16 protein-coding genes are annotated in these 13596 nt (G+C 43.4%); 4 read left to right on the forward strand and 12 right to left on the reverse strand.

The genetic code is table 11. The features are described 5' to 3' along the window. The first annotated feature begins 842 nt into the window (after positions 1-842). On the forward strand, positions 843-1253 hold the full coding sequence (locus ACFE6N_RS22125) for a transposase (RefSeq protein ID WP_378940071.1): 411 nt from the start codon (positions 843-845) through the stop codon (positions 1251-1253). A gap of 163 nt (positions 1254-1416) precedes the next feature. Next, complete coding sequence (locus tag ACFE6N_RS22130; RefSeq protein WP_378940032.1) at positions 1417-1581, forward strand: hypothetical protein; 165 nt, start codon at positions 1417-1419, stop codon at positions 1579-1581. Between the two features lie 145 nt (positions 1582-1726). Here the strand turns inward: ACFE6N_RS22130 and ACFE6N_RS22135 are convergent, their stop codons facing one another. The 12 genes from ACFE6N_RS22135 to ACFE6N_RS22190 form a co-directional block, all read right to left on the reverse strand. Beyond that, entirely contained in the window at positions 1727-2824 is a 1098-nt protein-coding gene (locus tag ACFE6N_RS22135; RefSeq protein WP_378940033.1) for a PepSY-associated TM helix domain-containing protein, read from the reverse strand. 11 nt (positions 2825-2835) lie between these two features. Beyond that, the gene (locus ACFE6N_RS22140) at positions 2836-5022 is read right to left on the reverse strand and encodes a TonB-dependent siderophore receptor (protein ID WP_378940034.1); all 2187 of its coding nucleotides are present in this window, start codon (positions 5020-5022) and stop codon (positions 2836-2838) included. After that, positions 5023-5415 (reverse strand): hypothetical protein, encoded by a 393-nt coding sequence (locus ACFE6N_RS22145; protein ID WP_378940035.1) that lies wholly within the window; start codon positions 5413-5415, stop codon positions 5023-5025. 4 nt (positions 5416-5419) lie between these two features. Next, entirely contained in the window at positions 5420-5674 is a 255-nt protein-coding gene (locus ACFE6N_RS22150; protein ID WP_378940036.1) for a YHS domain-containing protein, read from the reverse strand. 34 nt (positions 5675-5708) lie between these two features. After that, positions 5709-6350, reverse strand: a complete 642-nt coding sequence (locus tag ACFE6N_RS22155) for an SCO family protein (RefSeq protein ID WP_378940037.1) — start codon at positions 6348-6350, stop codon at positions 5709-5711. A 16-nt stretch (positions 6351-6366) separates the two neighbouring features. Beyond that, a complete protein-coding gene (locus ACFE6N_RS22160) occupies positions 6367-6876 on the reverse strand; it encodes a hypothetical protein (RefSeq protein WP_378940038.1) in 510 nt (169 codons plus the stop codon). Between the two features lie 23 nt (positions 6877-6899). Next, positions 6900-7790, reverse strand: coding sequence for a transporter (locus tag ACFE6N_RS22165; RefSeq protein WP_378940072.1), 891 nt, complete (start codon positions 7788-7790; stop codon positions 6900-6902). Positions 7791-7834: 44 nt separating this feature from the next. Further along, on the reverse strand, positions 7835-8884 hold the full coding sequence (locus ACFE6N_RS22170) for a cytochrome-c peroxidase (protein ID WP_378940039.1): 1050 nt from the start codon (positions 8882-8884) through the stop codon (positions 7835-7837). A gap of 2 nt (positions 8885-8886) precedes the next feature. Then, positions 8887-9747: an MbnP family protein gene (locus ACFE6N_RS22175; protein WP_378940040.1), complete on the reverse strand. Its 861-nt coding sequence runs from the start codon at positions 9745-9747 to the stop codon at positions 8887-8889. Between the two features lie 3 nt (positions 9748-9750). Continuing rightward, on the reverse strand, positions 9751-10833 hold the full coding sequence (locus ACFE6N_RS22180; protein ID WP_378940041.1) for a cytochrome-c peroxidase: 1083 nt from the start codon (positions 10831-10833) through the stop codon (positions 9751-9753). 5 nt (positions 10834-10838) lie between these two features. Further along, the gene (locus tag ACFE6N_RS22185) at positions 10839-11636 is read right to left on the reverse strand and encodes an MbnP family protein (RefSeq protein WP_378940042.1); all 798 of its coding nucleotides are present in this window, start codon (positions 11634-11636) and stop codon (positions 10839-10841) included. Between the two features lie 217 nt (positions 11637-11853). Then, complete coding sequence (locus ACFE6N_RS22190) at positions 11854-12237, reverse strand: hypothetical protein (protein WP_378940043.1); 384 nt, start codon at positions 12235-12237, stop codon at positions 11854-11856. A gap of 107 nt (positions 12238-12344) precedes the next feature. Between ACFE6N_RS22190 and ACFE6N_RS22195 the strand changes: the two genes are divergently transcribed. Both ACFE6N_RS22195 and ACFE6N_RS22200 read left to right on the forward strand, forming a co-directional pair. Next, positions 12345-13109 (forward strand): DUF6597 domain-containing transcriptional factor, encoded by a 765-nt coding sequence (locus ACFE6N_RS22195; RefSeq protein WP_378940044.1) that lies wholly within the window; start codon positions 12345-12347, stop codon positions 13107-13109. A gap of 29 nt (positions 13110-13138) precedes the next feature. Continuing rightward, positions 13139-13525, forward strand: coding sequence for a VOC family protein (locus ACFE6N_RS22200; RefSeq protein ID WP_378940045.1), 387 nt, complete (start codon positions 13139-13141; stop codon positions 13523-13525). Positions 13526-13596 lie beyond the last annotated feature (71 nt).

Raw genomic sequence — 13596 nt, forward strand, 5'->3', positions numbered from 1 at the left:
AAATGCTGAGCAAGCTCAAGGATACCTAGTTTGTTCTTAATGATCTTTGCTTGTGTAGTCATAATACTAATCTCTGTTACGTTGTTTAATTTATTGTAACTGTCAGATTAAGTTTTGACTAATTCAAATAATAATTTTTATTCAACGCGGATGGCCGTTTGCCTAGGCATCCTCACGCAGGGATCTACAGCGGAAGAGGCGACCATTTAGGGGCAGACCAAAAAAATTCATCAACTTTCAAATTCTCGGCAAAGACTTGAAAGAATAAATATACTGCAAGTTGTTCAAAAAAGTGTCTTATAATCTCTTCTGTATTTCCCATTGAGGCTATCTTATTAACCTGAGTTCGATTTATAATTGTTAGAAAAAAATTAACCAACCAAAGTAATTATGCCTGTATTTAAGCATATGACATTCAAATATTTAAACATACAAACTAATGATCGACTACGTTAAAATTAGTGATATTTTTTGTCTTGTAGATGAGTTTTGCAAAGATTTTGATCAAACCACAAGCCCTTTTCTTTTGGGCAAGCCCTCCAAGCTCCTGCAGCCATGTCTAAGAGTGAAGTAATCTCTATCTGTCTGTTCTTCCATCTGAGCGGGTTCAGGTGTTTTAAACACTTCTATCTGTTTTATATCCAAAAGCATATGCAATTCGAATTACCGAATACTGTGTCCTGTAACCGCTTTGTTGAACTCAGCCAGAGCCTGCTCATGTCCATGACGATCTCTCTGAAAACCTGCTGTCTGGGCCGCTGTACTGGTATTTCATTTGTAGGTTCCACCCCATTCGGGTCTGCAACAACAAGCGTATAAAAAGAAACAAGGTATTTAAGGGGATAGCGGAGGTGGAAAAATCCACAATGGGCTGGTTCTATGGATTTAAGCTGAACATTATAATCAATGACAGGGGAGAGATATTAAATTTTGCCATCATCCAGGCCAATGTGGACGAGAGGGAGCCACTGAAGAACGAACGCTTTTTAAAAGCTGTGTTCGGAAAGCTTTTCGCCGAAAAAAGGTATATACCCGAACAGTTAGTCAAAATACTGTTCTTCACCGATATACATTTGGCTACCAGTATCAGGAACAATATAAAAAATAGACTGATGACCATGAACGGCAAAATTATGCTCCGTAAAAGGTCTGTGATAGAAACCGTTAATGATGAGCTTAAAAACATATGCCAGATAGAACATTCAAGACATAGGTTATTCGCTAATTTTGTCTCAAATATTATAGCAGCCTAATCGCGTACTCGTTCTTTCCTAAAAAGCCAGCTATTAATTATCAAACTAAACAATCATCTCAGATTTTCGCATTTTGATTCATCGAACTCAGGTTATTAGGATAGAATTGGAGTTTCAAATGTAAAATCACGTATTAATCTATCATTCGTATAAGATTTACAGGTTGGGTTATATTTTACCCAATGCGCATTTATTCTGGTTGCGACCAGTCTTGGCAAAGCAAGCTATCTTTGCTGATAACCGAAATCAGGGCATGGAAATCAATCAGGTTTTTGGTCACAAAGAAGATCAGGTCCATGCCAAAGGCAAAGAAAAAAGTATAAAATAACGAAATAAACCACCATTCTGTTTTTAAAATGCTTTTTTTTCCAGGGTAGGGCAATTTTTTTCTTCGCCGGAACAGCCGGACAGGATGAAACAACCGGCATTAATCCTGAGAGAAGAGTAGATGAGGTTTTAACGGTGCTTATGGCCTATATTTTTTTTCGTTTTAGCCAGAGCAGTGCCCCGCTTATGGATAAGAAACCCGGTGTGAGGCCAAACAGCACATATATCCATTTTAAGATATCACCGCCAAAAGCACCCGCATGAAGTTCGTAAGCCATATGCTCAAGCCGTTCAGATAACCCCTGCTCATCAATTACCTTTTTATCTTTCATTTTGCCGGTCTGCGCATCGAAGGTAATGCCGCTGGCCTTGCCCTTCAGCAGCACATTGCTGGTTTGGGGCATTTGGCCACGCAATAAAATGTCAGCACCTTTCACCGTTGGAATATTTACCGCGATTGGAACAAAGCCTGGAATAGTTTTACAGGCCAGGGCCACCAGGTGATCGATATTTGCAGGGACTTCATAGTTTGCCTGCTGCTTTGGAAGCACCCACATGGCAGGGCTGAAATACTCCCTAAGCATCCAGAAGCCAGTAAAAAACAGTATGATATTAAACAGCAATGCCCAAACGCCGATAATGCGGTGCAGGGAGGAGATGCCCGTTCGATAACTTTTAAAGTTCAGTCCTGCCCTGAAGCGCAAGGCTTTCCAGAAATGTTTCCGGTAAATTACCGTGCCGGTAATGAGCGATAGCAGCATCACCAGACCGAGTATCCCGCTGATCAGCATGCCCGGAATACCCAGCTGCAGACTATAGTGAAGTGTATAAACCCAGCGCAGCAAGGATGGCGAAAACTGATCATACCCGCCTTCTCTGAGGATCTTTCCGTTATAGGGATTTACGAAAACATAATACAGGTAGTTATCGGATACTTTTTGCTGTCTTTTGTAGAGCATAAACTCATAACTGTCATACCTGTCTCTGGGAAAATCGTGCAGGACGAGTTTTTTTAGATTTGGATGGCTATGCAGCACCATCCGGTAAAGCTCATCGGCAGAGAGCTTTTTTGCTGCGGGAACAAGACGGTGGAGCTCAGGATTAAAATAGCGCTCAAGCTCATGCCTGAAAACCAGCAGCGAACCGCTTATTCCATAAAGCAAAAAGAATATCCCTGCTGCAAGGCCTATCCATCCGTGGAGCTTAAAGGATATCTTTGTTAAACGTTTCTTCCAATCCATCATTTTCCTAAATATTAAAATTTATAGCCAACATTTAACCTGAATTCCCTCGGCGGATAAGGTACATAGGCATAGGCGCCAATGGTTGCTGAAGATGGTGTAATCCAGGCGCTTCCGTAATTAAACCTGTTCAGGATATTGTTTACCATTCCGTTTATGCTGAAGTGGCCATGCGACCAGCCTATACCACCATCTAACCTGAACACCGGGGCAAGGGATAGTTTTTGGAGTTCATAGCGGCCTGCCCTGCCCACCTGCAGCTGGTAGCCTGCTGATATGGATAAGCCCCGCACTTTCTCAACCGGCAACAGGTAATGCAGCCAGGTATTCTGGATATGCTTCACCGTAAAAGGCGTGGTGAGTCCCAGCCTGGCCGGATTTTCATCTTTCGAAATGTGACTGTCGGTATAGGCATAATTGATTACTGCATTAAGGCCTTTAACAATCTCCCCCTTAAGGTCAAACTCTATCCCTTTTGAGGTGGTTTGGCCGAGCTGTGTCTGGATATTGGTGGAAGGATCAGTCACTTTAACATTATCACGGATAATCCGGTAAATGGACACAGTTGTATTCCATTTTCCGCCCATCCAGTCTTTTTTAAGGCCTGCTTCCATATTCTCACCCCTTAATGGCTTAAATGCTTCGCCGCTGGTGGTATTTACGCCGCTCTGCGGGGTAAAGGTCTGGTCATAGAGTGCATACACTGAAAAATCAGGCATTAGCGAATAGCTCAATCCCAATTTTGGCGTAAAGGCAGTATTTTTGGTCTCGCCCAAACTGGTTTTTGCGGGGCTTTTTTGTACGCCGGTTTTGCTAAAAGTTAGCCTTGCTCCTAAAGTCACCCTTAATTTATTTTCAAACAGCCCAAGTTCGTCCTGTACATAAGCAGCCTGATAAGAAATGGATTGCTGATCGGTCGCGATAGCTGATAATGAGCCCGCTCTCACGTTGGCATCAAAAGAAATGCCGTAAACGGGATTGTTTGCATCCAAGGGATAAAGGGTCTGGTTGGCGGTTGGATCACCAGATCCGGAATAAGAGATGAACTTTTTACGGTTAACATCTACCCCGCCCAGCAACTGGTGACGGACACTACCGGTAGAAAATTCACCGCTTATGTAGGGCTGGATGGCCAGTACACCGGTATTTAAGCGCTCGTAAGTTGCCCTGCGCATAATCAGGTTGGGCTGTGCAGCATTGTAGCGGGAAACAAAGAAGTAGGTACCTTCCAGGTGATCCCTGGCATAGGCGCTATTTATTGTCAAATGCCAGTTTTTATTAAAAGAATGGTGGTAGCTTAAAAAGCCATTGTGCTCTATGGATTTAAATGGCGCCTTATTTGGATCGTTTATGGTAAAGTCTGTAGGCAGACTTGCAAATCCATTGGGTGCAAATACTGTTGAGAAATACTGCTGGTAACGCTGGTCCTGGAAAAGATACTCAGCAGAAACATAAGAATGATCGTTTATATTGTACCTGATGACAGGATCTACCACAAACTTATCATTGAAATTATACCTCTGGAAGGATTTGGACTTTTGCCCGACAGCATTTAAACGGTACTGCCACTTTCCCTTCTTATCGAGGTTCCCATCCAGATCTGCGCTTAGGCGGTACAGGTTAAAGCTTCCTGTAGTAAAACTAATCTGATGGTTTTCTGTGCCGGTAGGCTGTTTAGTGAGTACGTTATAGGATCCGGCAGGGTCGAATAAACCATTGATATAACTTGATGGACCTTTGATAAATTCTACGCGGCCAATAATGGCTGCATCCTCAGTGCTGGGACCTGCATAGATCATGGATAAATCCAGGCCGTTACGCATCGGGCTAATCTGCGCCCCACGCATAAATACCGAAGAATTGTACAGGTCTGCGTTATTGTTTCGCAATGCCCCGCTCACGTTTCGAGTTACGCTTTCGTTAATGGTGATGGCCTGCTGGTCTTCAATGAGGCGCTGATCAATCTCCTGAATGTTCTGCGGCAGCTGCAATAGCGGGGTACTCAGTTTTAGCGCAGCTGAAGACTTGTTCAGGTTATACCTGCGGTAATAGCGCGAGCTGATCCTGACCTCATCGAGCACCTGTGCCGATGTATCCGGTGCAGCGTTCACGGTGTCCTTTTTTACCTTTGTTTTTTGCTGGGCATTCACTGCTGCCGTTAAGGCTAAAAAACATAAGCCTGTAGTCACTATCCTTTTCATCTAATCTTTTTTGTCACTACAAATCCCAACAATTGTGTGGAAACAGTCATGCACCTGTTTAAGCTGGGCTAAAATCAATTTATCATCAGACTTACGCTTAATGAGTTTATCCAGCGCTGCGCTTTCCAAATACAGCTTATGGACAGCCGGTATGATTCCAGGCCTCGAAAATTCGGCTGGTATATCGGATTTGTGCAGCAATACTGCTTTTTTCAAGAGCTCACCAGCGCGCTTCTTTACCGGAGAGAGGTTTCCTTCTTCTGCCGGGTGAAAGGTCTGTGAAATGACGGTGTGAAAATTCCCTAATGCAGGCCATTTATCAAAGTTTTCCTGCGCCTTAAGGTTCAGGGAAAAAAGGATAATACCAAGGGCGATGACAAATATTTTTTTCATTATTTTATTTCCTGATATATTTTTTGGGTTCTGCTACAAATTTCTTTTTGCAGCCTTCCGAGCAAAATCCGTACACCGTTTTTTCATATATGGCTGTTCTGGTATGGCCCGCTTTTACTTTCATTTTGCACACCGGATCGGTAGCATCCTTTTTCAGCGTGTCTGTTTGCAGCGTAATGACAATAATCTTTTCATTTGCTTTTGCAGCAGAGATACTCATTAGCAGTACCACCCCCAGCATATATATTATTTTTTTCATGTTTTTTATTTTTTGTTGCTCAAGCTTCGATGAGTTATTTTTCATTCAAAAGAATATCCATGTCTGCCATAAGCTTTTCTACCTGATCTTGCTTCGTTCCATCATACGCTTCGCGCACCCTCCGGTGCTTATCAATCAGCACCAGATAACCCTGGTGCACATAACCTCCCTGAGCGGCCTTGTCTTCGGTGACCGAAACCAGGTAATCCTTTTGGGCCATGGCGTAAACAAGGTCCTTAGCTCCCCATACAAACTGCCATTGTTTACCTGCTGCCCCAAGCCTGGTACGGTAGGCCTTCAGCCTTGACGGAATATCATAACGGTAATCAATCGTGTGGGATAAAAACATCACCTCCGGATTGCCCTTATATTTTTCATACACCTTTAAAAGGTTGCGGTGCATGATGGGGCAAATGGTTGGGCAGGAAGTAAAAAAGAAATCCGCCACATAGATTTTGCCGTCGAAATCTTTATTGGTCACCATGATGCTATCCTGGTTTAAAAAGCTGAAATGCGGTATGGTTTTGTAAACCGTATCAATCACGGGTTTTCCATCTACCATGGTCTGCTTCACCCCATCCGGTATCAGCGGCAATCTGCGCGCGGTTTGCCCGCACGAGCAGATTATGCCTACCACTGCAAGCAGCAGCAGGCATTTTAAAGTTTCCTTTTTCATCGCTCCGCTTTTTAAATTAATGTTTACTGTGGTCATGTTCAGCCGCTGCTGAAGCAGGTTTCAGGTTAAACTTTTTCAGGTAAGCATCCGATTCATCCAGCGCCTTTTTGTATTCACCATCAAGCTTTTTGATCCTGATCATCTCACCCTGAAAATACTTTACCGCCGCTTCATTACTCTTTCCCTCAATATCTGGCTGGAAATCATGCATCCAGTCCATCATGTTATCATCTGCCTTGTTCAGCTTTGCAATCAATAAGTTGATTTTATTTTTTTCCTCCGTGGTATCAAGATCGGGCTTTGCCTGCTTAAGCTCCTTTAATCTTACTTTGGAAAGGGTATCCAGCACCATTCTGTTTTTCACTGCTTTTTCCCCGTCTCCCATTACCTTATCATGAAGATCCATCACTTCCTGCCGTACGGTTTTATAATCGGGTTCACTTTTACAGCCAATGGTCATTGCTGCACAGAAGGTAAATGCGCCTAAGGCACCTAAACTTTTTTTGATTAAATTTTTAATATCCATAACTTGAATTTTAGATTGTGTATTTAAAACGGAATACTCATGTGTACCATCAGGCGGTTTCCGGCATATGCCCTTCCGCCCGCCAGATCCTGCGATCTGACGTTCTGGTAATTGGCGCCTACCGAGAGTCCTTTCATGGCAACCTCTACGCCTGCAACAGCTGAGAGTGAATAGCCGCCAGACACGTCAACCATATATTTTTTGTTCTCCACATCCTTGTCCGCAGTCTCATAGAGTAGCCCTGCATTTGGCGCTACGGTTACGGTATGGGCGATGCGGAACTTATAGTACACCAGCGCGTTTGCGGTAAACTTATTGCCGTAACGGTATGCATATTTGTTTTCGGTATTTATTTTATAGTTGGCATTCAGGTTCAGTCCAAGGTCGTTATAGCGGATGTCATAAGCGGCATTTACTGTAAAATCGGTACTTGCTGTGCCCAGCTGGAAGTTGTTGGGCGATTCCTGAACGGCCAGGCGCTCGGCAGGTTCATATTTTCCGGTAGGCACCTTGATCCCTGCCCCCACCCAAAGCGACTGGACGAGCAGTTTTTCGCCCAGGGTACCAGTATGGTTGAACAGGTTATAGTATCCCATCACCGCAATATCACCCATTCCGTTCTTCGTACCATTTGCTTCCTGGCTTTTACGCTGGTTGAAGTTATAAGGGACAAATGCTAAAACGCGGAATTTCTTTCCAAAGTTCCATCCGCCCCAAAGCTCAGCGCTCTGGTAGGTCTCGTCTGCGGTCAGCGGCGTGCGCTCCCCTTGCGGCCCGAGGTGGGTGTGCAGGGATTTGTACTGATAGCGCAGTCCTAAAAACCGCTTGTTATATTCGGGCAGGATCCCGATATAGTAACTTCCTACCCCACAGCCACAGATATCGCAGGCGAGCGAGGGGAATGTAAGCACCATCAGAAAGATCCATATGACTGTTTTTTTTATGCTCATGCTAATTGTTATTGTTCGGCCAGGGCCGGATTATTTATAAAAGTCTCATCGTTCAGTGTACCTAAAAATGCCAGGAGTTTACCCTTGTCATCATCAGTTAAGGCAATGCCCAATCTAGCCCCATTCTTTAGGATAGGATCCAGGTTTGGCAGGTCCTGCACCTGCGAATTATAATGTTCCAGTACGCCGTCAAGCGTTAAAAACCTGCCGTCGTGCATGTAAGGCGCTGTATATTTCAGGTTTCGGAGTGATGGTACCTTAAACTTGTACCTGTCTGTTGCCATCAGCGTAGCGGTATATAATCCCTGGTCGTTAATAGGACTCAAGGAAAGTCCGTTGTTATGAAAAGATCCATTGGTGAACAAAGGCTCGCTGTGGCAAGAAGCACATTTCTCTTTAAACAAAAGATAACCTTGCTGCTCCTGCACAGTAAAGGATGCACCCGCTTCCTTTCTCATTACTTTATCGTATTTAGAATTGCTGCTGATGCACATCACCATAAACTGCGATAGTGCTTTCATCATCCTTGCGGTGGTGATTTCCTCACTGCCAAAAGCGTTTTTGAACAGGGTAGTATACTTTGGAAGCAGGCGCAGCTTTGCCATCACATTCTCAACGCTTTCATCCATTTCTTCGTGGTTGGTGATGGGCGCGACAGGCTGCAGGTCCAGGTCAAAAATGCCTCCGCCCCACATAAAAGCCTTGTTCCAGGCCAGGTTCATAATTGGCGGAGAGTTCCGGGTACCCAGGCGGTCATCTATGCCATGGCTCACATCATGCCCGTGCTGCGTAAAAGCAGAAGACTGGATATGGCAGGAGCCGCAGCTTACCGTATTGTTTCTGGAAAGCCTGGCTTCATAAAAAAGGCTTCGCCCCAGCTCAAAGCCTGCCTTGCTTACCGGGTTGGCAGAAAGGTTATAAACCGGCTCCGGAAAATTGGCCGGTTGCTGGAATCCCAGAAAGGCCTCCACCTGATCTTGCACCATATCGCTCTTCTTGCAGGCGTAAACAAAAAGGCATAGCGAAAAAATAATCAATATCTGTTTTTTATTCATCATGCCTAGTTTTCGGTGTGGTCGTGTCTGAACATGCTGGTCAGGTTTTTTGCAATGTTTACGCTATAATCGCTGAACATCACATTGGGATGAGCGGCGATACTAAAACCATTAGGCCCATTAAAAACCTTCATCGCATCTACAAAAAGGTGAACGTTACTCTGCCTGTCCTTTCTCACTTTGGCAATACCTGCAGTGGTCAGGTCGACGGTGATGGTCTTGATATTGTTGATTGTTGGTGCCGAATAACCGCCAAAGCCGCCAATATGATACTTGAACTGTTTCTTCCCGGTCGGGTCTCCGTTTACATCGTCGGAGATTACACCAGAATTGCCTTCAAAGCGGAAAAATATGTAACCGGAGTTCCAGCCCCAGTACATGCCTCCGCTATCATGATCGCCATTGGCTGCCGGGTCAAGTACTCCTTTACGCTTATCAATACCCATCGTACTTCTCAGGCTATCTACGCCTAAAGTAAAAGTAAGCCTGGTATAATCGCCCTCAGGCACACGTACTTTTGCAAAACGGGTAGCTTTGTCTGATGATCTGATCAGAAAATAACTGCTATCCTGTTTTACCGCGTATTCTTTTCCATCTGCGGTAGCCACCTTAATGTTGCTGATGAAATACTGCAGCATGGAAACGGTAAACTTTTCGCCGGCTGCGTTGGTATAAGGTGCAGCGGTATTATTGAAGGTAAGCGTGCGGTCGCCGATGATGTTATCAAACTCTACCGAAAAAGGCGCCAGATTGGTCTCCACAAATTCCGGAGCGGGTTCATCACCTTTTTTACAGGAGGCCAGTATTGAAAAACAGGCCAGGAGCAAAATTAACTGATTATATTTTTTATTAAATTTTTCCATCATTAATTAATTAGGATTACTGAATTTTTTATTTTTGGTGAAAGCATCATCCGTAAGGGCGGATAGGAAAGCTTTTATGGCCGCTTTTTCTGCCTGTGAGATCGGAATACCCAAATTGCCATTGTTTTGATACAGGGCCCGATCTACAGTTGCTGAATAGGTGATTCCTGAACGATAGTGATCTAACACCTGGTCCAGGTTACTGAATCGTCCGTCATGCATATACGGAGCGGTGAGCATCACGTTCCTCAATGAAGGCGTTTTGAATTTGCCCATATCAGCCAAATCAAAGCTCACGCGGTACCTTCCCTGGTAAATTCCTTCCAGGTCGGCTGGAAAAGCAGCATCAATTCCGTTATTGTGATAGCTGTCGTCGGTAAAAAGTTCACCCTCGTGGCAGCTCCCGCATTTTGCATGTACCAGCGCAAGTCCCTGTAGTTCCTGGTTGCTCAAGGTCGCCCCAGGCACTTTCCTAACGTAAAGATCATATCTTGAGCCTGCAGAAATCAGTGTCCTTTGAAACTGTGCCAATGCTTTGATCACATCTGTTGAAGTGATTTCCCTGTTAAACACCAGTTTAAACCTTTTAACGTAATCCGGTACCGCTTTAAGTTCCCTTTCAAGCTCATAAAGATCCTGATGCATTTCATCCTCGCTGGTCAATGGCCCTAAAGCCTGCGATTCGAGATTCTTTGAGCCACCGTCCCAAAAAAGGCCGCTTTTTGCCCATGCCAGGTTAAACAGTGTTGGGGTATGGCGATGAAGAGGCTTGGCCGACACCCCGATATTGGTCAATACGGTTGCGTCGGAAAAGGCAATATCCTGCCTATGGCAGGACGCACAGGAAAGCTTGTTGTTCCCTGATAACCTTGCGTCATAAAATAGTATCCTCCCCAGCTCAATTCCTTCAAAAGTAAGCGGATTGTCCGCATTTTCTGCTACCATTGGAAAATTACCCGGCACTTCCAGTCTGGCTGGTGTAGGTGCCGGGAGATTTTCAATCGGACCGTTTTCCTTTTTACAAGATATAAACGTGCCCGATAGCAGCATCAGGGCAGAAAGATGCAGGACTGCATATTTGCCGTTCATGCCGGTTAGTTTGCAGACTTAACCGAAAAAACTTTACCACCGTAATTGGCGGCTACAGCACTCATCACAGCAGCCTGCGATGCGCCGACAGTTGGCGTAGCCATCACATCAATACCGTCAAATGCTTTTGAAAGATCTACGTTAATAACAATGTTTGCTGATTTTGAAGAACCGATTTTAATGCTTTGTGGAAGATTCAATGCCACCATTTTATAATTGGCGTTTAAGCCTGTTTCTACTTTAAGCGTTTTGCTGGTAGTACCTTCTTTAACGGTTCCTGTAGCCGAGGTAAAGATATAGCTGGTCAGCCACATCCATGATACATTGGTCATCCCGTTCAACTGAGAAAGCTCACCCGACTGAAGGCTCATATTATCGTTATATTTCTGGTCCACACCAACGCCGAACTTAATGGCTTTGTAATCACCAGCAGGAATTTCTTTTAAAACTACGTCTTCGCGTTTTGTTGCCGGATAGATGGTTCCGGCATTATCGTTATTTAATCCGATAAGATTTATAGTACCTGTTTCCTCCAATAAATAATAAGATCCCGGAACCTTCACTTCCTCACCTGCTGCATTTACCAGCGCTACGTTGCTCACCCAGTACCTGAACTTTGTAAAATTAAAGGTTTTGGTACCCAGGGTGAAGTCTTTGTTCAATGCAAAATCACTGCCATTGAATGTAGCATCGAAGGTAACGGTAGTTTTTCCGGCACCATCAGCAACTGCAACTAACTCATCTTTTGAACATGAAGCAAATAAAATTGCAGATAATGATATGATCGTTAAAAATTTTTTCATTTTTTTTAAATATAATTCGTTGAGGCATACCTATCGCATGCCCTTAATGTATGGGTTTGTAATCTGGATTTTGAGGGAGATGATCCCGAAAATAAAATACAGGCCTAAACGCCAGCGCTGGCCAAAAAAATGGCAACGATGGATTAGCATGATACACAAGCAAGGCAATCAGAAAATTCCTGAATGCACCCGGCAAAAAAAGATAAAACAATTGGGTTTAAGCCTGAAGACTTAAGGCTTTTGGCGGCTGGAATATAGAAAAGGCACGGTGCATGGTACCAAGCACTGGTCGTTCCGGATAGATCATTTTAACAGTTGAGCGTTTAAAGGTAAAGGACGAGGCAACGGCAGGCAACGCTTCCATGTAATGGCTTCGCTGGTTTTCCCTCTCCTGTTTTTTCTCCTTTTCTTCGGCCTGCTTCAATTTCTTCATCAGAAAGCATTTGCCATTACAGTGCATCCACGGACGGTTCCTGTTCTCGCATAGTTTCTCTGTTATATATTTCTGGTTTACTTCGAAACCGGCATAGATAAAAAAACGCGAAAAATTGGATCCGATCAGTGCAAATAATAAAGATATGGCAACAAACCTGTTCAACATTTCGGCGCAAAGATAAGGATAAACCAGCCCGAAAATAAAATAAAACAGATAAATTATCACAAAGCCTCTTCAAATAAATTCATAGTTTTGTATTCGAATGATCATAGATGAGCCCGCACAGAAATAAATTAGCATACCTCTGTCTGAAACCCGATGAAACGCTGCAATCCTTTGTAGAAAGCATCTGGATGGTAAAAAACCACTCTGACGAAGAAAATGCAGGTATTGTTGTTCCGGATGGGAAAATAGACTTATTTCTTTTTTCAGATAAAAATGGAAACTTTGAGCTATTTATTTCCGGAATCTGCTCCAAGCCGGTGGTTAAACCGCCCTTTCCAAAATCCACTATGTTTGCCATCAGCTTTTATCCCATTGCAGCCGAATATGTTTTTAAAGCATCTTTTGCTGAGCTGCAAAATACAAGAAAGATACTACCCGCTGGTTATTGGGGATTTTCAAAGGATGACCTGGACGACTTTCAAACGTTTCAAAAAAAAGCAGTCAATATCGTTTCTTCTCTGTTGCAGGAAGATATTGACGACAGGAAAATCAAATTGTTCGAATCAATTTATGAAGCCAGAGGAGAAATTACGGTAAAAGCGCTGCAAGAAAAAATTTACTGGAGCAGCAGACAGATGAACCGTTATTTTAATAAATGGTTTGGAATAACCCTGAAGTCATATCTTAATATCATCCGGTTCTCAAATTCGCTGAAGCAATTGAAAAACGGTGATTTTTATCCGCAACTCGATTATGCAGACCAGTCGCATTTTATAAGGGAAGTGAAAAAGTTTGCCGGGGTTAAACCGGTTATCTTAAATAAAAACGAAAACGACCGATTTATCCAATTGAGCCTGATGCCGGAAAAGTAATTTTGTTCTGTAATTAATACACGAATAAAATGAATCTGAATCACATCAACCTCGTTGTAAAAGACGTTAACAATGCCGTAAATTTATTTATAAAACATTTAGGTTTTAGTTTAATCGTCAATCGAAACAGCAAAATGGCCGTTCTGGAAAACGGCAATCATTTTGCACTGGTTATTTGGGGACAGGAATTAAACCATAAGGAAAATGTCCCTACCTATCCTGACAACTTCCACATCGGATTTTATCAGAAAAATGAGCTAGCCGTTTGGGAGATCTATGAAAAGTTAAAGACAGAAGCCAACTTATCATTTGAAAGCGAACCTAAGAAAATCAGGAATACGTTTGGTTTCTATTTCTTTTTTGAAAAGCTGATGATCGAAATCAGTATTACGCCATTTCAGGATCATATTGCATAACATCGCCAACAGGCCACTTAATTTTAGATCGCACCAATAAAAATTAGATTTGCTATTTTAGGGTTTGCTTG

The sequence above is a fragment of the Pedobacter sp. BG31 genome (assembly GCF_042464845.1).
In the GTDB taxonomy this organism is placed as follows: Bacteria; Bacteroidota; Bacteroidia; order Sphingobacteriales; family Sphingobacteriaceae; genus Pedobacter; species Pedobacter suwonensis.

Excerpts from the sequence above, each read along its gene's own strand:
- ACFE6N_RS22135 (WP_378940033.1), bottom strand. The coding sequence starts at position 2,824 with ATGATGGATTGGAAGAAACGTTTAACAAAGATATCCTTTAAGCTCCAC.
- ACFE6N_RS22140 (WP_378940034.1), bottom strand. The coding sequence starts at position 5,022 with ATGAAAAGGATAGTGACTACAGGCTTATGTTTTTTAGCCTTAACGGCA.
- ACFE6N_RS22145 (WP_378940035.1), bottom strand. The coding sequence starts at position 5,415 with ATGAAAAAAATATTTGTCATCGCCCTTGGTATTATCCTTTTTTCCCTG.
- ACFE6N_RS22150 (WP_378940036.1), bottom strand. The coding sequence starts at position 5,674 with ATGAAAAAAATAATATATATGCTGGGGGTGGTACTGCTAATGAGTATC.
- ACFE6N_RS22155 (WP_378940037.1), bottom strand. The coding sequence starts at position 6,350 with ATGAAAAAGGAAACTTTAAAATGCCTGCTGCTGCTTGCAGTGGTAGGC.
- ACFE6N_RS22160 (WP_378940038.1), bottom strand. The coding sequence starts at position 6,876 with ATGGATATTAAAAATTTAATCAAAAAAAGTTTAGGTGCCTTAGGCGCA.
- ACFE6N_RS22165 (WP_378940072.1), bottom strand. The coding sequence starts at position 7,790 with ATGGTGCTTACATTCCCCTCGCTCGCCTGCGATATCTGTGGCTGTGGG.
- ACFE6N_RS22170 (WP_378940039.1), bottom strand. The coding sequence starts at position 8,884 with ATGATGAATAAAAAACAGATATTGATTATTTTTTCGCTATGCCTTTTT.
- ACFE6N_RS22175 (WP_378940040.1), bottom strand. The coding sequence starts at position 9,747 with ATGATGGAAAAATTTAATAAAAAATATAATCAGTTAATTTTGCTCCTG.
- ACFE6N_RS22180 (WP_378940041.1), bottom strand. The coding sequence starts at position 10,833 with ATGAACGGCAAATATGCAGTCCTGCATCTTTCTGCCCTGATGCTGCTA.
- ACFE6N_RS22185 (WP_378940042.1), bottom strand. The coding sequence starts at position 11,636 with ATGAAAAAATTTTTAACGATCATATCATTATCTGCAATTTTATTTGCT.
- ACFE6N_RS22190 (WP_378940043.1), bottom strand. The coding sequence starts at position 12,237 with ATGTTGAACAGGTTTGTTGCCATATCTTTATTATTTGCACTGATCGGA.
- ACFE6N_RS22195 (WP_378940044.1), top strand. The coding sequence starts at position 12,345 with ATGAGCCCGCACAGAAATAAATTAGCATACCTCTGTCTGAAACCCGAT.
- ACFE6N_RS22200 (WP_378940045.1), top strand. The coding sequence starts at position 13,139 with ATGAATCTGAATCACATCAACCTCGTTGTAAAAGACGTTAACAATGCC.